Below are 19359 nucleotides of genomic sequence, written 5' to 3'. Positions count from 1 at the left end.
TTTAATTTGTCTAACTGGCTAAATTAGTATGGTTACTAGCTATGAATAATACAAGTGTATTTTCAATCTAAGTTGTTGTATTTATTGACATTAATTGGTGTTATCGAAATAATATCTCCTTGGGGAATTGATAATGTCTTGATTTGAATTCACTTCTTGTGAAATATAAGGGGTGATTTTTTGAAGTAAACCGGACAAAGATTGGTAATTATTTTTGGAGAAGAGATGACTGATGGCAGAAAAAGCGATCTGGTAGTAGAGTTCTTTGAAGAATTTAATCGAGTTACGCTCATCAAGCGCAAACAAATCCGAGCTCGTGTATATCGCAAACTAAACAAGTTTGCAGAGGCAAGCGATATCGATTACATAACGTCAAGTTGCATTGCTGATATTGAACGAATATTGCAGCAGCAACTCTTAAACCCTAGCGGTCACTTTAACCTTGTAGAGGGCGCACGAAAGCTTTCCGAGTTTGAGAAAGATAAGAGTTATGTGGAAAGATACGTGCTTGAAGCGACCAAATCATTTTGCCGCAAAAAGCAAAACTACTGGACGCATGGCCGTAGAAAAGGCGACCCCAACAGAGGGGAAACCCATAAAGCGAAAAAAGCCGGAGCAGCAGCCAGAATATTTGAACCAAATAGTGATCAGACTTTAGATCAATGGTTAGACTCTCTAATGACGTCTAGTTTGAGTTTGGACAGCTTACAACCAGAGACGCTAGCTGACTTAGATGCATTCTTTAAGCACACCGTAGGGCTGAATCAAGATAAAATTGACTGCTTTTGGCTACGGTTTGCTGGTTTTAGCTTTGTAGAAATGTCTGAGCTTGATGAATCAATCACTGAGTCGCCGGATAAATATCGGAAGAGATACAAACGGACGCTAGCTCTACTTAACTCACATAGTTCGGAGTTTCGAGCGATTTTGCTGCAAGACTTTCAACGCTAATGAGCCCAAATTTTTCTAATTTTTAGTGTTGTAAAAGCACAATCACAGTTTCAAGTTCACATGGCCAACTGCTATCAACATTTGATAAATTTGAGTGGTCTGCGAATTTAATTCAGTAGTAGTCAGTAGTGCTTTGCTTCAGCGTACAAATCGAAAATGCCCTAAACCGGTTTGCGATCCATCACGCAGACTGCGTGGCGCAAAGTGCGTGATGAACTCGTTTTTGCCCCAAAGTGTGTTTCGGTTCTTTGCAAAGCTCATAATATATTTTAGTGCGAGAGCACCACTCATTTTGAATTTGAGAGAAATGCTAAACTGACTATTGGTACAAGATATCTAGTTTAAACGTTACGCGTAATGCCTAAAGATAAGCTCAAAACAATCCGAATGCCAAAACAACATCACGGAAAATAGTTAAAAATAAATTTGCAATGTAGTCTCTAAAATTCTTACTCTTTTGATCAGTAGCTCTTAGCAGTGTTGCTAGGTGTTTTTATTCTAATGATCAAGAGGTTATTTTGAAGTTCAGATTCTCAGGAAATGATTTAAGAGCCATATGTGGAATTGTGTTAACGGTACTAGCGGTAGGTATGGCTATCCGATTTCTTTTCACCGAGCAGTATATGTTTACAGTTGCAATGACCATAACTGCGAAGCTTATGTTCAAGCTTATTTTTTGCGACAAGGATTTTTGGGATAGCTTTGTCTATTATGCTCCGGTCGTCGGAGTTATTGGTGTTATCGGTACATTTACACATAGCAACACATTTGACGATCAAGTTCAGCGAACCAAGTTCGTAAATGTTGGTAAGCTAGCGACTATGGACGACACCGCTGACGAGTGTTTGGCTAAACTATCGGAAGATGATGAAAATAACTTTAGAACCTTACACGACGCAGGGTTCAAAAAATGCTTTAGCGAGGTTGCAACCAACCCTCTAAAAATGGTCGTTGAAGTATCAAAGGCTTATTATCTAGATCCCGTTTCAGGTTTGGTGGATTCAGCCTATAATGAGGTCGTCAAAGCTCCAGAGAAGGCTGATTGCGCTGGTATCATCGCTTCGTTGAATACACTTTGTCCAGGTTATCTACCAGAGATCAAGTCTGACAGTAATTCTGGGAACTAAGTTGCCACTTAGGCTACTTTATTCAACTCTGGCACTATAGCCGTTTCATGGGCGCTTCTGACAGGTTCGCCCATTCTACATTTTCTGGCATTCTCTAAGTAACAACTTCAATATCCTAACGGTACATGCGCAGCTAATAATGCTGACTCACCTCTGCCCCATTGTGTGTTACGGCTATAACCTCACTTCAAATTAATAGGCTTGGGTTCCCATAAACAAAGCTAATGCTATCGTAAACGTCAGAAGTAACTTAATTGAAAGGCTTAATTTATCGATAGCATGATGAATACCATGGAAATTTTAAGTTGTAAGTGATACTTATTGCATAAATGATTCTATGTCGAGTTCAAAACTAAGTGAAACAAAAGCTCACCCAAGAAATCGCTTATCAGGCACTACAGAAGTTCTTCGATGAAATTCCATTCATTATGTTTGCTACTGGGACATCATGCGCGGTAGACCTTGGCTTTGGTATGCCAGCTCTTGAACAGCACTTAAGAAATGTTATTCCTAAGTATGATTTAAATTCGCAACAGCTTGGAGAGTGGGATAGAGTCCTAACGTTACTTGAAGGTAGCTCTGATTTTGAAGCTGCAATGAATAATATTTCGGATCCAATTCTGCTGAATTGCGTGGTAAATGAGACTGCTACGATTGTTGCCTCAGTACAGAATAATAATGTAGAGAAAATACTATCAGATCCCTGTAACTGGACAGCGAATCACATCATATCCCGCCTAGTCAAAAAACTCCCACAGAGCAATCCTGTCCTCCATATGGCCACGCCGAATTATGACCTTTTAGCAGAAATTGCCATGTCCACTTGTAGAGTCCCTTACACAACAGGATTTTGGGGTGGTGCAATAAAGTCGCTAAATTGGAAGCAATCTCAGCGTCAAATGACTTATCCAGAGTCGGCACAAGTAGGTAGAAAAAAACAGTCTGTCACACGTCATCTAAATCATGTGAAATTGTACAAGGTACATGGCTCATTGAACGTTTTTTGTAAAGACAGAGAAGTTGTTGAGTGCGACCTTTGGCAACAACCACCTAACGGTTATGAAAGATTACTAATTACACCTGGTACATCTAAGCATGAAAAGCTTCATGACTACCGAGACGTTTTGCTTGGTGAATACGATGATGCAGTTCGTGCTCATAAACGGTTTCTATTCTTAGGTTTTGGGTTTAACGATACTCAGCTTGTCAATAATGCGATAACAGATAAGCTGACAAAAGAGCAATCAGACGGGTTAATTATTACCCGTGACTCTAATCCAAGAATAGAAGAATTGCTTCTTGGGGCCAAGAATACTTGGTTAGTTTGCAAATCAGAACAGGATGACTCTACTCGAATCTATAACAACCAGTTTGATGAATGGCTATACCTCGAAGATAAAGAGTTGTGGCGCTTTGACCACTTTGCGAATGAAATAATGGGACGTTAGTAATATGGCTATTTTTAACTTTGACTCAAATACATCTCTTATTGGGACGGTTAGGGATGTTGATACACGAAAGGTCTCTATCCATGTCAAGTCTGATGAAGACCTAAGAAAGGCGAAAGTCGGTCAACTCGTTTGCCTTGAAGTATTCTCTGGTGTAGAAACATGGTTGGTAGCTATTGTTGAAAAAGTAACAAAATCAGTATCTATAGCTAGTACAGAGTTAGTTGATAGTAATGAAGAGTTAGAGCTTGAAGGAGCCATAGAGGATGTGATCAACACAGTAAAAGTATCCTTGGTAGGCTCAGTGAAATGGAACGCACTTGAAGATGCGTCAGTTTTTACTCGTTCTTTAATGCAAGTTCCTGACATTGACGCAAAGGCTTTTGTTTTGGTGGGTAATGAACTAGAAGCGTTTATGAATATTCTGGTATCAGCTTCCAATACAGCTCATAGCTTAGATTTAGGTACTTATGTGATCGATGAAAATGCTCAGGCATATTTGGATGGTAATAAATTCTTCCAGCGCCATGCTGCATTAGTGGGCAGCACTGGTTCAGGTAAGTCTTGGACTGTTGCGTCGATTCTTGAACGTGCGGCAAAGCTACCTTCATCAAACCTAATTGTTTTTGACCTGCATGGTGAATATAAGAGCTTGACCTACGCGAAACAACTTAGAATACCTGGCCCTGAAGAACTGGGCACTAGCAATGACGAACTTCTATATTTACCTTATTGGTTATTAAATACAGAAGAGATGCAGTCACTATTTATAGATAGCTCTAGCTTTAGTGCCCAAAATCAGGTATCTAAGTTTCAAGAGGCTGTTCTTGATGCCAAAACAGAAACCTTGAAAAGTCTAAATAAGAAAGATGTCCTAGAAGCGTTTACTTTGGATAGCCCCATCCCTTACGAAATTAAAGGTGTTGTCAAAGCTCTTAAGTACTTAAATGAAGAGATGGTTCAAGGCTCTAGATCTGAGAAGAAAGGCCCTTTCAATGGCACATTTGATAGATTATTGGCGAGAATTCAAGGCAAGTTAGATGACCGTAGATACGGCTTCCTCTTCCAAGCACCACCCTCTGAAAGTGGTTATGATGCTTTAGGTAAGTTGGTTTCCAAACTAATGAACTTTGAAAACGAAAAAGAACAAATAAAGGTAATTGATTTTTCTGAAGTACCCTCAGACATTCTTCCTGTTATGGTTGGATTAGTGGGTAGACTCATCTACCAAATTCAGTTTTGGACAAATCATGAGAATAGACATCCGATAGCGATGGTATGCGATGAAGCACATTTATATTTGCCGAAAAAAGATGGTAAGAACCCAATTGAAAAAAGAGCAATCGAGTCGTTTGAAAAAATAGCGAAGGAAGGACGTAAATATGGTGTGGCTCTCTTTATTGTGAGTCAGAGACCTTCAGATGTCAGCACCACTATTTTGAGCCAATGTAATAATGTTATTTCACTACGCCTTACGAATGCAGAAGATCAATCTACAGTGAAAAAGTTACTTCCCGATAGCCTTGATAGTTTGTTGGATATTCTACCTATTATGGATGTTGGTGAAGCTCTAGTCGTAGGAGATTCGGTACTGCTACCTAGTAGAATTAAAATAACGCCGCCAACAGAGAAACCGTTAAGCGAGACCATAAAGTTTTGGGAAAGGTGGTCAGAAAAAACACCTAATTTAGATTTTATGGCAATTGTCGAAAATTTACGTAAGCAGAGTCGCTCATAGTCGTTTGACCTACTTAATTTGATAACACCTACTAGAGCTAGAGTGATAACACTAGCTCTTTTTTTTCCAAGAGCTTCTCAGGTTGAATTTTTACCCGTGGCACTTTCTAGCTCGAAAGTGCCCCAAACCTTTTTAGAACCTACTCGTTTTAAGATAAGACAGGGTAATGTTCTTCTTCGCAACCCAATTGTTCAACAGGCAGTAATGCGTACTCGCCTTTTATACGGAATTTGACCTATTCTAGAAATATAATCATCTAACTTATTGAACTTAGTCGGCTATCACTGTACGTATTGATCGGTTTTGATACATTGTTAGAACCTTAAATCTATGAATTTCAATAGGTGCGACAGGACTAATGTTTGAGTTTACAGGAAGAGAGCAAGAGCTAAATATTTTAAAGTCTGCTTGGGATAAAGCATTACAAGGGCAAGCTCAGTGGGTTTCAATATACGCGGAGTCAGGCATTGGTAAGACTCGATTGGCATACGAATTTTACCATTACTTCACACAGACGACCAATCAAATATCTTCAGGTAGTACAATAAAAGGATATTGGCCTGATAAGCTTTCCTTGGATAATCATGACCTAAAGCTAAACCCTGACATATCTCAATTTAGTAATGACACGATTTCTTCGTTGGATGAGCTACCTAGCCTTTGGTGGGGGATGCGTTGCTCTGAAAAAGGTCGTAGGAACAGTTCAAATAGCTCGAGTGCCATCTACGACTACCTTCCACAATTACTTCCGCACCTAGCTATCTTGAAAAGCATCTCAGCACGCCAAGATAATTATAAAAACGTAGCTATAGATCTAGGAAAAAAAGCTATTAGTATGGCTACCGGTGGAGTCATTGATGTTGGCATCATGCTGTATGAACTATGTGAAAATTTAGACACACTTTCTAAGAATACCTATAGCACAAACTCCCGCGCGGCCTATGAACAACAACGACTAGAGTTATCCGAAAGTGTATTGAAAGCATTTCGCACGATAAGAAAAAAGCAAGTGCCCTTAGTGTTAGTGATTGATGACATTCAGTTCATAGACTCAGAAACGCTTGCATTTATCGAAGCTCTCAAAGATATTGCAAACCAGAAACTGCTCATTATCACGACTTGCTGGGCGAGAGAGTGGTCCTCACATCCATTAGCTGAGTCTATTTCAGGCTTCTCTGGTGAATTTCGCGAAATTGAACTGTCAACCGTCAATGGCGATAGTGTGGATGCTATTCTACAAAATACATTACCAGGCCTTTCGAAACATCATAGAACAGCTATAGCCACACGCTCGGATGGAAACCTACAATATCTCTACGAGATCTGCTATTTACTAAAAGAAAACCCCGAGGAGTTTTTTATTGATGAGAACCCTAGCAATGATTTCTTTCCAGGTGCAGATGAAATATTGCTGTCAGAGAGGTTCAACATAGAAAGGCTAATTAAAGAGCGGTTCAGTAAATTACATCCAGATGTAAAGAGCATGTTGGTTGCAGGCAGTTTCCAAGGGCCAAAGTTTAGCTCAGTACTACTAGAAAATTATGCTACTACTAAGATGTTAGATGCTGAAGCAATAGACTGCTTAAGTCTTTTAAAACGAGCGGTCAAACCCGGCTATTTCTTAACGTATGATCGTGAGTCCTTGTATGAATTCCCTCAACGCGGCTACTGGGAAATAGCTAATAAACGGCTGGAAAACCCCAATATCCGAAGCTCTATTATTGAATACTATACTGAGCAAGCACGTGAGATAAATACCATAAATATCGACGCCAGCTCAAAGTTTAACCTCATTCATGCTGTTCTACCTTACATGTCTATAGAAGAACAGCTAAAACTATCTCTCAATGCATGCAATTTATTAGTTAATATGGGGCGATTTAAGGAGGCATTAGTCTACTACTCACAGGCGGACAGTATATTCAGGGAGCGAGCCTCACAAAGTGCCCATGAATACCTAGATTCGCTTTCGGCCGAGATGAGCCAATCCATATATCAAATAAAGTCATACTTCCCTTTGTATATTAACAGTAATCAAAATGTGGAAGAACAGCTTCGTACCATGCGAGGGCTCAAGAGTTTTACCCCATTTAGACTAACGTCGTTTGACTTGCCTGAAACCTATCCTGAACATGAGCTAGAATTGAAGTGTTATCTCGACCAAACTTATCTTGATGTTCAATCAACTAGGCAGCTAGGGTACACGTTTGATGAGCTCCAGCGACTAAAATCATATCTAACAGTGCAAAAACACGTGTTTGATAGTCGTGGCGAAATGATAACAAGCGACATGCTATTTAGATATTTGCTATGTACGTGTCGTTATATCCATTTATCGAGTTTAGTAACTGATAACTTAGAACAGTGGCAGGGGGTCCACCTTTGGTTAGATGAAGAAATTCATTACTTGATTGAGATTATTGATAGCGGCGTTTTCAATGACAGCCCGCACAGTATTCAGCACTTGCGGAATCTAGCGAACTGCTCGCTTCAAATTAGTATTTTGGCTTGGACTCAAAAATCTTGGCAATTTTACGGGAAAGAAATACCAGTTAGCCAAAACTATAATGCTTATTGCTCTGTCGCCGATTTTATCGCAGACAGTTATCATTTGGGAATTTTGCGTAAGGATGATGTAAGCCAATTCCAAAGCTTATCTACAGATAATCTCGCTTTGCTAGTAAACATAGAGGATGAAGTTCATTTAGTGGCGGCGATGTATGGTTACGATCTGGCTGTTGGTTTCTCATCGAATGTGTTGGAACGAATAGAAGAGCTATTTCGCGACGAGCTGGCTACGACCCCAGAGATTTTAATCGGAGCCACCAACGCTATGATAGGCGTTATAGACAATCTTGAATTTGGTAAAGAAAGACGCGAGCAAAGCATCATCCAATTTATGCGTAAATACGAGGATTATGAACATAAACCTATACTAATCGAGGAGAGCATAGGTGAACTGCCCACCGAAATCATATCTGGTATAGCTAAAACACTACACGCTTATCTATCTCGAATTATTGAAGAACATCGCCACACTGTTGATGTTCTTATAATCATATGTCGATTAGAACATCAAATCTTATCCATGCATAGCGATACTCCTACAGAAGAGTCGAAACTGGCATGGTTTGAGAAAGCTTTTCACTACGCCTATCTAGCCAATGATGCAGATCTGTTTGTTCATGGAGAGGTAGCCCCGTTCATTAACTTCTTGGCGAGCGAGCACAGTAAGTTGCCCAGAAACTCGGGAGTTTATGAACGTGTAGAACAACTTGGCATAGAGCTATATGGCAGATCATGGGGTAAGTTTAAGATAATATTGAGTTCGTGATGACGGAGCAGCAAGAATCTGAATTGTTTTTAGCAGCAACGTCCCCACAACTGTTTGGAACCGATATCCTTATGGGTGAATAAACTGAACCATACCAGAAGTTATAAACATTGAGTTTACGAGTTTTCTATACTTGAACTCATGCGAATTCGTCTAACTTCTTAATAGAGCTAAATTGGAATTGTCCAGAACCTTGCTGATTGAGGGTCTGGCTCGTTTTTGCCCCGAACTGTTTTAGGTCAGCTAAGTAGATTTACTCAAGAAAGTACAGCTTGCTTTATTTTTCAATCTAAATGTGTCTGCCAATCTCAGGCTGTACGACATTTTGGAACAATCTCAAACTAGCTAAACTTCCAATGCTCTTAAATTAAGCAACTAAGTTGATAGTAGTCACATCCCATCATAGAGCATACATAGTAGAATGACCGAGTCACCTATTCGGGGTATGTGCATGTTTAAGAACGTAAAATCTATAAAAAACTTCGGTATCTTCAGGGATGCCAAAACCAACGAAGGTCAGCCTTTTTATCAATTTAATCTGCTTTATGGCTTTAACTATTCTGGAAAGACTACGCTATCACGTATTTTCCGAGCAATGCAGCTAGGTGAGATGCCTGAAGGTTTTACTGGGGCATCTTTTGAGATTGATCGTCACGAAGCTGGGTCTATCAAAAGTAACAATTTACAGAAAGTAGAAAACCTACGTGTTTTTAATTCAGATTATATAGCTAAAAACGTTAACTTCGATGAATCAAGCGTAAGTCCTGTTTTGATCGTAGGTGAGCGTAACATTGAACTAGAAACTGAGCTTCATGATATAGAAACTGCCATTGTTGGAAATGAAGCGATCAAAGTTCAAAAACAAGATGAAGCTGAAAGAAGAAATAGAGAAAAAGGTCAACGGTTAACTGCTGTAGGACGAAGTGTTACGGAGCTAAACGTATTAGGGCGTTCTACATTCAATGCATCTGGTGTAAAGCCGATGCTGCAAGGTGCAGACGCATCACATAATCTGTCACCAACCCAGTTGAGTGTATGTATTGATACCGCAAAAGCGAGTGCGGCTACGACAGTGCCTAAAGCTGTATTGAAAGTGCCAAGTATGACTAGCCTTTACGATGAAATTCAAAGCATTATGGCTAGTTCAGTTACCCAAACAACCATAGCTGAACTTGACGCTGATAAAGGCTTAAGGGACTGGGTGGAAAGTGGTTTAGAGAAACATGATGCAGGTGGGACTTGTAAGTTCTGCAATAACCATATCCCAGCAACCCGATTAGAACAGCTAAATTCATATTTTAACGAAGCCTACAAGGGGTTAAGTCAAAGAATTGATAACGCCATTAGTGCAGTGAATTCAATGCAGTTCATGTCAACAATCCCACAAACAAGTCAATTATATAGCGACTTGCAGTCTGAATTTGATCGACTTAGACCAGATGTTGAACCAATCGAACAGTCATTCAATGTAACCAAAACAGCGTTGATTCAACTACTGAATACTAAAAAAGGTCAAATGGCTGATTCTATTAAATTCTTGCGCCCGAATTATCCAGTTCCAGTTACGAATGCAATTGTGCTGAGAGATCGTTTCAACGATATTATCGAAAAACATAACCAAAGAGCTTCTAATCATTCTAATGAGCAGAGACAAGCAATTGAAGCCATTAAACGTCATTACGTGTACAAGGAGGTTGTCGAATTCGACCACCCACAAGCACAAAAGGAAATTGACGCATTAAAAGTAGAAGCTAATGAAGCACAAGAAGTTATCAACGTTAAAGAAGAACGTAAAACCGTAATTCAAGCCGAACTAAACAACACTAAACAGGGGGCACAAAGTCTAAACGATAACTTGAGACAGTATTTCGGAAAAACAGATATAGAAATTAAGCCTGTAGACGGCACGTACAAGTTCATGCGTGAAGATCGAGAGGCAAAGCATCTATCTGACGGTGAGCGTACTGCGATAGCATTTGCGTACTTCATTACACAGCTAGAAGATGAATCCTTAAATGGCACTAAACCTATAGTGTATTTGGATGACCCGATCTGTAGTCTTGATTCAAACCACATCTACAACGTTCTTGGTATTATCAAAAGTAAGCTAGGTCATGAGCACGTAGAACAGCTTTTCATTTCTACGCATAACTTTGAGTTCTTCAACTTGGTTAAAACGTGGTTGTTTTATTTCAGTAGGACTAAGACTGGTACGGCAAAGCGAGCACAGTTCTTCTTAGTTAATCGTACAGGTGATCAGTCCAAAATTGACCCTTTGCCTAAGTTACTTAAAGACCATAGGTCTGAATATGCATACCTAATCAGCAAGGTTAAAGAAGCAGTAGAGCGACCACAGAATTGTGATTCTGTTGCAGTGCAGTCTTACATTAGGAAGATACTGGAAGTCTACTTTTCGTTCCGTTTCAATCTGACTGAGTTCAGGGGAAATGGCAAAGACCAAATAGCACCTAATTTATTGAAAGATATTGAAGACGCGGAAATTAAAGCCAATACGCTGTATGAATACATGAATGAAAAATGTCATGCTAAATCAATGGAGCTAGGTGTTCAGTTTCCTGAAGCAGTGCAGCCGCAGTTAACTAACGCATGGGACATAATTACGAATGCTATAGAAACTAATGACAAGCCACACTATGACGCTTATTATGCCTAACTCTAGCGAATCACCTCATTTGTCTTCTTGTCAACAATGAGATAAACGCGCATCTCCTCCTCTGAACAAACGATTATTGCCTAACAAAAATCAACTCAGAGCAAAATGGCGATGCGCGATATCCAAATATTACGGCAATTGGTACCCCCTAGACACTCAATAGTTACATATTTCAGCAAACTATGAGGTGTTGTCCCTAATTTAACTAATGCTGCCCAGCCTAAATGGACCAGTAACGCTAACAAGCTTTTGTCCATTTTCGACTTAATGAGCCTCTAATTTAATTAACGCCAGATTGTTCACAAAGCAAAAAGCGAACCTTGTAAGGGTTCGCTTTTGAATTATTAGGAATTAACCAACTTAATTAGTCATCCTCAGCTGAAGAGGCGATTAAGCTAGTTTTAGAGCAAGCTGAGGTACTTGCTGACGGCTAGTATAAGTTAAATATAAAGGCAAGGTTGATACCTTGCTTTAGACATGAAATTTAGACAAAGGGGAGTCACAGACCCCATAAAATCGACAACTGGAAATCATCGCTCCACCAAAAAAATAGACAAACCGAAGTTTGTCTATTTTTTAAATCCACCCAGCTTAGAGCTTATCCAAAGAGGGCAGTTTGTCTACTTTTAAGATACTTTGTCTAAAATTTAAATGCTCTGACACACAACTCCATTAATCTTCATAGTTCTCAATCGAAGGACAAGAACAAATCAGATTTCGGTCACCGTAAACGTTGTCCACACGGTTAACCGTTGGCCAGTACTTCCAAGTTCTCTGGTGAGCAGATGGGAAGCAGCCTAGCTCGCGAGAGTATGGGCGATCCCATTCATCTTTTGAAAGGTCAACTTGGGTGTGTGGTGCGTTCACTAGTGGGTTGTTGTCTAGTGGCCATACGCCGTCTTTCACTTGTGTCATTTCTTCGCGGATAGCGATCATCGCTTCGCAGAAACGGTCTAGCTCTTCAAGATCTTCTGACTCGGTAGGCTCAACCATGAGTGTGCCCGCAACAGGGAACGACATAGTTGGCGCGTGGAAGCCGTAGTCCATTAGACGCTTAGCGATGTCTTCTTCGCTGATGCCTGTTTCTTCTTTCAGCGGACGAATGTCGATAATACATTCGTGTGCTACGCGGCCGTTGGTGCCACGGTAAAGAACAGGATAGTGTGGAAGTAGACGCTCCATCACGTAGTTCGCATTTAAGATAGCGACTTTCGTTGCATCCGTTAGACCAGTTTCACCCATCATCGCGATGTATGCCCACGAGATTGGTAGAATTGAAGCGCTGCCAAGATCGGCTGCAGACACTGCGTAGTCTTCGCCTTCAACACCGTTTTCGATGTGACCTGGTAGGAATGGTGCTAGATGTGATTTAACACCGATAGGACCCATACCTGGACCGCCACCACCGTGCGGGATACAGAAGGTTTTGTGTAGGTTTAGGTGTGATACGTCTGAACCGATGAAACCTGGGTTTGTTAGACCAACCTGAGCGTTCATGTTTGCACCATCTAGATAAACCTGACCGCCAGCTTCATGAACCATTTCACACACTTCTTTCACGTGCTCTTCGTATACGCCGTGCGTAGAAGGGTAGGTGATCATGATGCTTGATAGGTTGTCACGATGCTTCTCGATCTTCGCTGCTAGGTCATCAGTATCGATGTTGCCGTTGTCGTCACATTTAACAACCACAACCTTCATTGACACCATAGATGCTGTTGCAGGGTTAGTACCGTGCGCGGAGCTTGGGATCAGACACACATTGCGGTGGCCTTCGCCACGGCTCTCGTGGTAGCGCTGGATTGCGATCAGACCTGCGTACTCACCGGATGCACCTGAGTTAGGCTGAAGTGAGAACTCATCGTAGCCCGTAATTTCGCATAGCTTCTTCTTAAGGTCATCAGCTAGGGCAGTGTAGCCCGCAGCTTGCTCAAGTGGTGCGAATGGGTGGATAGAGCCAAACTCTGGCCACGTAACAGGGATCATTTCTGCGGCTGCGTTTAGCTTCATGGTGCAGCTGCCAAGTGGGATCATACCGTGTGTTAGTGAGAAGTCTTTGTTCTCTAGCTGTTTTAGGTAACGCATCATCTGTGTTTCACTGTGGTGAGTGTTAAACACAGGGTGGGTTAGGTAGCGAGAGGTACGACGGCAGTTTTCAGGAATCGCTGCAAACTCGTTGCCAGCAATCTCTGTAGATAGTGCTTCAACGTTTTCTTTTACTTCAAATACAGCAAATAGAGCATTGATGTCTTCGATAGTGGTGGTTTCATCGAAGCTGATACCAATTTGACCTTCAAGCTGACGAAGGTTGACGTCAGACGCCAGTGCTTTTTGAACCAGCTTGTCTGTATTCTCACCGGTGTTAACCGTGATGGTATCGAAGAAGCTGTTGTGCGCCAATTCATAGCCAGCTTTAGTTAGACCAGCCGCTAGGATTGCCGTCATGTGGTGCGTACGGCGAGCGATAGTCTTTAGACCTTCTTCACCGTGGTAAACCGCGTAGAACGCCGCCATGTTAGCTAGCAGTGCTTGCGCAGTACAAATGTTCGATGTCGCTTTCTCGCGGCGGATATGTTGCTCACGAGTTTGCATTGCCATACGTAGAGCTTGGTTGCCGTTAGTATCGATAGACACACCGATTACACGACCAGGCATGGTACGTTTGTGCTTATCTTTGGTTGCCATGAACGCAGCGTGTGGACCGCCGTAGCCCATAGGAACGCCAAAGCGTTGAGCTGAGCCGATAACCACGTCTGCACCCATTTCACCCGCTGGCTTAAGTAGTGCAGAAGCAAGTAGGTCAGTTGCTACAGTGACTAGCGTCTTGTTTGCTTGCGCGGCAGCGATGATGTCCGTTAGGTCACGAACTTCACCTGTTGTGCCAGGGTATTGAACGAGCGCGCCAAATACGTCTTGCTCTGGTAGAGATTCTAAAGAACCTACTTGTACTTCAAAGCCGATGAATTCAGCACGAGTTTTCACCACCTCTAGTGTTTGTGGATGGACGTCGTCTGCCACGAAGAACACTTTGCTCTTGCTCTTACCAGCGCGCTTACACAGCGTCATCGCTTCTGCTGCTGCGGTCGCTTCGTCAAGCAAAGATGCGTTCGCAATTTCCATGCCTGTTAGATCCATGACCATTTGCTGATAGTTCAGCAATGACTCAAGACGACCCTGTGAAATCTCTGGCTGATATGGCGTGTACGCCGTGTACCAACCTGGATTCTCTAGTACGTTGCGCAGAATCACATTTGGTGTGAAGGTGTTGTAGTAACCCTGACCGATGAATGTGCGTTTTACTTGGTTCAAATCCGCGAATTTTTTCATTTCTACCAGCATGTCCGCTTCGCTCATTGGAGCGTCTAGCGTCATTGGTTGTTCTAGGCGGATTTGTGCTGGGACAGTCTCGTCGATAAGCGTGTCTAGGTTTAGAACGTTAATCGCGTCCAGCATTTTCTGTTGGTCAGATTTGTTTGGCCCATTGTGGCGAGCAACAAATTCATTTTGTGTGCTTAGGCTGTTGAGTAATTCAGTCATGGTTCCCTTACCTTCTCAAAGATCTTCTGCGAGACCTTTAAAATCGTAGCCCGAATTTTTTACGTGTTTCCACTTTGTACGTCATTCCTGCGCAGGCAGGAATCTACTAAAAGCGAGTACCCAACTTAAACAAGATCCCTGCCTGCGCAGGGATGACGACATGCTTAGCAATGCTAAAATGACGACGTTTTTGTTGATGACTCGCTTATTCGGTACATTCGGGCAACGGTTACGTTTTGCTTATTCGTCTTCGATAGACGCTAGGTATTCTTCAGCGCTCTTAAGGTTGTCTAGCTCAGAAGCATCAGACATTTTTACCTTAACAATCCAGCCACCTTCGTATGACTCTTCGTTGATAAGCTCTGGGCTGTCTTCTAGCTCTTCGTTGATTTCAACGATTTCACCAGTGATTGGTGCGTAGATGTCAGACGCTGCTTTTACAGACTCAACGAGAGAAAAGCTTTCGCCTGCTTCGATTTCGTCTTCTACTTCTGGTAGGTCAACGAACACTACGTCACCTAGCATTTCTTGAGCGTGCTCTGAAATACCGATAGTCACAGTACCGTCGCCGTTGTCGCGTACCCATTCGTGGCTGTCAGAAAACTTCAAAGTGTTGTCCATTGCTATATCTCCAAAAATTAAGGATGTTTTGTTCTTTAAGTGTAGAGTGGGAAGCGAGCGCACAGCGCCTTCACTTCTTTACGTACGCGTTTCTCGACCTCTGGATTACCTTCTGGGCTTTCTACGAGGCCGTCTAACACGTCACCAATCCACTCACCAATGAGTTTAAATTCTTCGGTGCCAAAACCACGGGTGGTTCCAGCTGGCGTCCCTAAACGAATACCAGATGTAATCATAGGTTTTTCTGTGTCGAACGGGATGCCGTTTTTGTTACATGTGATACCAGCACGCTCTAAGGCTTCTTCAGCTTTATTGCCTTTAAGTCCTTTTGGACGTAGGTCAACCAGCATAAGGTGAGTATCAGTGCCGCCAGTCACGATGTCGCAACCGCGAGTTTGCAATACTTCAGAAAGTACTTTTGCGTTCGCGATCACTGAATCGATATAAGTTGAGAATTGTGGGCCAAGAGCCTCGCCGAACGCGACAGCTTTGGCTGCAATCACGTGCATCAGCGGACCGCCTTGAAGGCCAGGGAATACCGCTGAGTTGATTTTCTTAATGATGTCTTCGTGATTGGTTAGGATCATGCCACCACGAGGGCCGCGCAGAGTTTTGTGCGTTGTCGTGGTGACAACATGTGCGTGTGGCAGTGGGCTAGGGTGCGCGCCTGTTGCAATCAGACCTGCGATGTGCGCCATGTCGACCATTAGGATAGCGCCAACTTCGTCCGCGATTTCACGGAATTTAGCAAAGTCGATAACGCGTGGAATTGCACTACCGCCAGCGATGATCATTTTCGGTTTGTGTTCAACAGCTAGAGCACGTACATCGTCGTAGTTAATCTCTAGGGTTTCTTTGTCCACACCGTATTGAACAGCATTAAACCATTTACCAGAAAGCGCAGGGCGAGCGCCGTGAGTAAGGTGACCACCTGCATCAAGAGACATGCCCATGATGGTGTCGCCAGGTTGAAGTAGCGCCAGTTTTACTGCGCCATTCGCTTGAGCGCCGGAGTGAGGTTGAACGTTTGCGTATTCGCACTTAAAAAGAGACTTTGCACGTTCGATAGCAATAGCTTCTACAGTATCAACATGCTCACAACCACCGTAGTAGCGACGGTTAGGATAGCCTTCTGCGTATTTATTGGTTAGGCAAGTGCCTTGTGCTTGCATAACTGCTTTGGAAACGATGTTTTCAGAAGCAATCAGCTCGATTTGGTCATTCTGGCGAGCGAACTCTGCTTGGATTCCTGTGAACACAGCATCGTCTGTCGCAGACAAGTTGGTTGAGAAGAAGTTTTCTAGGCTGTGATTTGGATAGCTTTTTGAGTACTGAGCATTCATGGCGGTAAACCTTCCATTGTTCAATCGACGTTTGTGTTTTTCATGGTGTCGATTGCGTCGTGTCTTAGTACTGTAAGAACAGGCAAACTGTTCAAAACAGCGGCGCGAATTAGTCCCAATAAGTAGGACAAAAATCATTCAGTAAACGTGCTGTCGAGTAGGGGACTTCCGTTGACTCACCAGCGCGTAAGTGCATCTCTTCATCTAACAAGCCGATAACATACCTCTGTCGGCTCAAACAATCAATCAGAAATTTCCTATAGGAAACACAGTTTCCGAAAATGTTACCGAGAGCACGCTTTATTTTTATACTTGGTCTTTAATATAGAAGTCGCTTCATGCAACAATGAATTTGCAAAACAGGAAGTCATGAAAAAGAAGGATCGCATGTCAGAAGACATCTATGATGAGTATCCGTCCTTAACTCTCGCTCGTGAGTCAGTGGATGAAAATATAGAGCCTCTTAAACTGGGTGAACGCATCAAGGACATTCGTTCTAAGATGGGACTCACGCTTGAAGAAGCGAGCCAGCGAACAGGGCTTGCGCGCTCGACACTGAGCAAAATCGAAAACGAGCAGATTTCACCAACCTTTCAGGCGATGCAAAAACTGGCGTCCGGCCTGCATATCGATATGCCACAACTCTTTGAACCACCAAAGAAAAAGGTTGCTACAGGTCGTCGTGATTTTACCAAGCGTGGAGAAGGGAAACCACATCCTACGCCAACCTATGAACACGAGCTGCTCGCAACGCAATTATCGAACAAAAAGATGATGCCATTCAAAAGCACAGTGAGAGCTCGCGCTTTTGAAGAATACAGCGATTGGGTAAGGCATGATGGCGAAGAGTTTTTGCTGATTCTATCGGGTCAAGTCACCTTCTTTTCCGAGTTCTATGAACCGATGATAATGAGCGAAGGGGACAGTGTTTACTACGATGCAAACATGGGGCACATGCTCATATCAACCAGTGAAGAAGACGCCCATATTCTTTGGGTCACGGCGAAATAATCATCAGTTGATTAGGTTTCGTATAATGAAGGCAAACGTTTGCTTTGTGGCGAAAATGCTCTGAACTGGCGCGGTTTTGACGGTAAGGTCGTCGAAATGGCGCTTTTTTATTGACTTTAATTCTGTGAATAAGATGTTAAATGTCACATTTTGCGGTGTTTGTATCTTGTTAAATGAGAAAAATACCCGCATCCTTGTTCACTATAGGAAACATGGTTTCCCGTTGGCATGGCTTTTAGTCAACTTGGTTTTTTAGTTGACTAAGTTATCGTCACTTACCCTATAACAGGAGCAGGTTCCACAGACTGTGGTACAACCCAATGGAGATTACAATGGCTCAAGAACAAGCAACCCAAGATCTATTGAAAACACCTCTACACGCATTGCACGTAAGCGTTGGCGCTAAGATGGTGCCATTTGCCGGCTACGATATGCCAGTTCAATACCCGTTGGGTGTAAAGAAGGAGCACCTTCATTGTCGCGATGCAGCGGGATTGTTTGACGTGTCGCATATGGGGCAAATTCGCCTGCACGGTGCAAACGCCGCTAAAATTCTCGAAACATTGGTTCCTGTAGATATTATTGACCTGCCAGCGGGTAAACAGCGTTATGCGTTCTTTACTAATGAGCAAGGCGGCATCATGGATGATCTTATGGTGGCAAACCTAGGCGATCATCTGTTTGTTGTCGTCAACGCTGCGTGTAAAGAGCAGGATATTGCACACCTTCAAGCGCACCTTGATGAAGGTGTCGAGATGGAAGTGATAGAAGATCGCGCTCTGCTTGCACTGCAAGGCCCTAAAGCGGCTGAGGTTTTGGCTCGTATTCAGCCTGAAGTTGCTGAGATGCTGTTTATGGATGTCCGTAAACTTGATATCAACGGTGTTGAATGTATTGTTAGTCGCTCTGGTTACACTGGTGAAGATGGTTACGAAATCTCAGTACCGTCTGAAAATGCCGAAGCATTGGCTCAAGCACTTACAGAATATGAAGAAGTAGAGTGGATTGGTCTAGGTGCTCGTGACTCGCTTCGCCTTGAATGTGGTCTGTGCTTGTACGGGCACGACCTAGACACAACGACAACCCCTGTTGAAGCAAGCTTACTTTGGGGCATTCAAAAAGTACGTCGTAATGAAGGTGAGCGTGCGGGTGGCTTCCCTGGTGCAGATATCGTTCTGAACCAAATCGAAACTAAAGATGTGGCTCGCAAGCGTATTGGTCTGATTGGTCAAACTAAAGCGCCAGTGCGTGAAGGCGCGAAGCTGTTTGATGCCGACGACAACGAGATTGGTGTCGTAACCAGTGGTACAGCCGGTCCAACTGCTGGAAAACCGGTCTCTATGGGTTACGTTGAGACTGAGTTTGCGGCAATTGGTACAGAAGTGTTTGCAGAAGTACGCGGTAAAAAGCTTGCTATGACGGTCGAAAAAATGCCGTTCGTGCCACAGCGTTATTACCGAGGCTAAATGAGCTTCAGCTCAGATTGACGGCTAGGTTTAGTTTCTAAACCTGATGTCACTACAAAGCACTACTGTCACCCAGTGGTGCTTTTTTGTATGAATTTTGTCATGCTGT

At 42.7% G+C, this 19359-nt stretch carries 11 protein-coding genes; 8 read left to right on the top strand and 3 right to left on the bottom strand.

Annotation, left to right across the window (positions count from 1 at the left end; genetic code table 11):
• The first annotated feature begins 225 nt into the window (after positions 1-225).
• The 6 genes from ACVA6Q_RS06250 to ACVA6Q_RS06225 all read left to right on the top strand — a co-directional run bounded on the left by ACVA6Q_RS06250 (position 226) and on the right by ACVA6Q_RS06225 (position 11272).
• Positions 226-951, top strand: coding sequence for a hypothetical protein (locus tag ACVA6Q_RS06250; protein WP_446646902.1), 726 nt, complete (start codon positions 226-228; stop codon positions 949-951).
• A gap of 566 nt (positions 952-1517) precedes the next feature.
• Positions 1518-2078, top strand: coding sequence for a hypothetical protein (locus ACVA6Q_RS06245; RefSeq protein ID WP_446646901.1), 561 nt, complete (start codon positions 1518-1520; stop codon positions 2076-2078).
• 356 nt (positions 2079-2434) lie between these two features.
• On the top strand, positions 2435-3526 hold the full coding sequence (locus tag ACVA6Q_RS06240) for an SIR2 family protein (RefSeq protein ID WP_446646900.1): 1092 nt from the start codon (positions 2435-2437) through the stop codon (positions 3524-3526).
• A gap of 4 nt (positions 3527-3530) precedes the next feature.
• Positions 3531-5264: an ATP-binding protein gene (locus ACVA6Q_RS06235; RefSeq protein WP_446646899.1), complete on the top strand. Its 1734-nt coding sequence runs from the start codon at positions 3531-3533 to the stop codon at positions 5262-5264.
• Positions 5265-5622: 358 nt separating this feature from the next.
• The gene (locus ACVA6Q_RS06230; RefSeq protein ID WP_446646898.1) at positions 5623-8598 is read left to right on the top strand and encodes a hypothetical protein; all 2976 of its coding nucleotides are present in this window, start codon (positions 5623-5625) and stop codon (positions 8596-8598) included.
• 451 nt (positions 8599-9049) lie between these two features.
• Positions 9050-11272: an AAA family ATPase gene (locus ACVA6Q_RS06225; RefSeq protein WP_446646897.1), complete on the top strand. Its 2223-nt coding sequence runs from the start codon at positions 9050-9052 to the stop codon at positions 11270-11272.
• Positions 11273-11944: 672 nt separating this feature from the next.
• On the opposite strand, the gene gcvP is transcribed toward ACVA6Q_RS06225, so the two are convergent.
• From gcvP to ACVA6Q_RS06210, 3 genes are all read right to left on the bottom strand, one after another.
• Positions 11945-14809 carry an aminomethyl-transferring glycine dehydrogenase gene (gene gcvP, locus ACVA6Q_RS06220; RefSeq protein ID WP_446646896.1) on the bottom strand — a complete coding sequence of 955 codons (2865 nt, stop codon included), beginning with the start codon at positions 14807-14809 and terminating at the stop codon, positions 11945-11947.
• A gap of 240 nt (positions 14810-15049) precedes the next feature.
• Positions 15050-15430, bottom strand: coding sequence for a glycine cleavage system protein GcvH (gene gcvH / locus ACVA6Q_RS06215; protein WP_042497316.1), 381 nt, complete (start codon positions 15428-15430; stop codon positions 15050-15052).
• A 35-nt stretch (positions 15431-15465) separates the two neighbouring features.
• Complete coding sequence (locus ACVA6Q_RS06210) at positions 15466-16773, bottom strand: serine hydroxymethyltransferase (RefSeq protein WP_112462898.1); 1308 nt, start codon at positions 16771-16773, stop codon at positions 15466-15468.
• A 387-nt stretch (positions 16774-17160) separates the two neighbouring features.
• On the opposite strand from ACVA6Q_RS06210, the gene ACVA6Q_RS06205 reads away from it, so the two are divergent.
• Both ACVA6Q_RS06205 and gcvT read left to right on the top strand, forming a co-directional pair.
• Complete coding sequence (locus ACVA6Q_RS06205; RefSeq protein ID WP_353500185.1) at positions 17161-17784, top strand: helix-turn-helix domain-containing protein; 624 nt, start codon at positions 17161-17163, stop codon at positions 17782-17784.
• Between the two features lie 332 nt (positions 17785-18116).
• Positions 18117-19250: a glycine cleavage system aminomethyltransferase GcvT gene (gene gcvT, locus ACVA6Q_RS06200; protein WP_446646895.1), complete on the top strand. Its 1134-nt coding sequence runs from the start codon at positions 18117-18119 to the stop codon at positions 19248-19250.
• Positions 19251-19359: the final 109 nt, after the last annotated feature.

Source organism: Vibrio sp. DNB22_10_4, from assembly GCF_052879755.1.
This window is presented reverse-complemented; position numbering and strand designations above follow the sequence as displayed.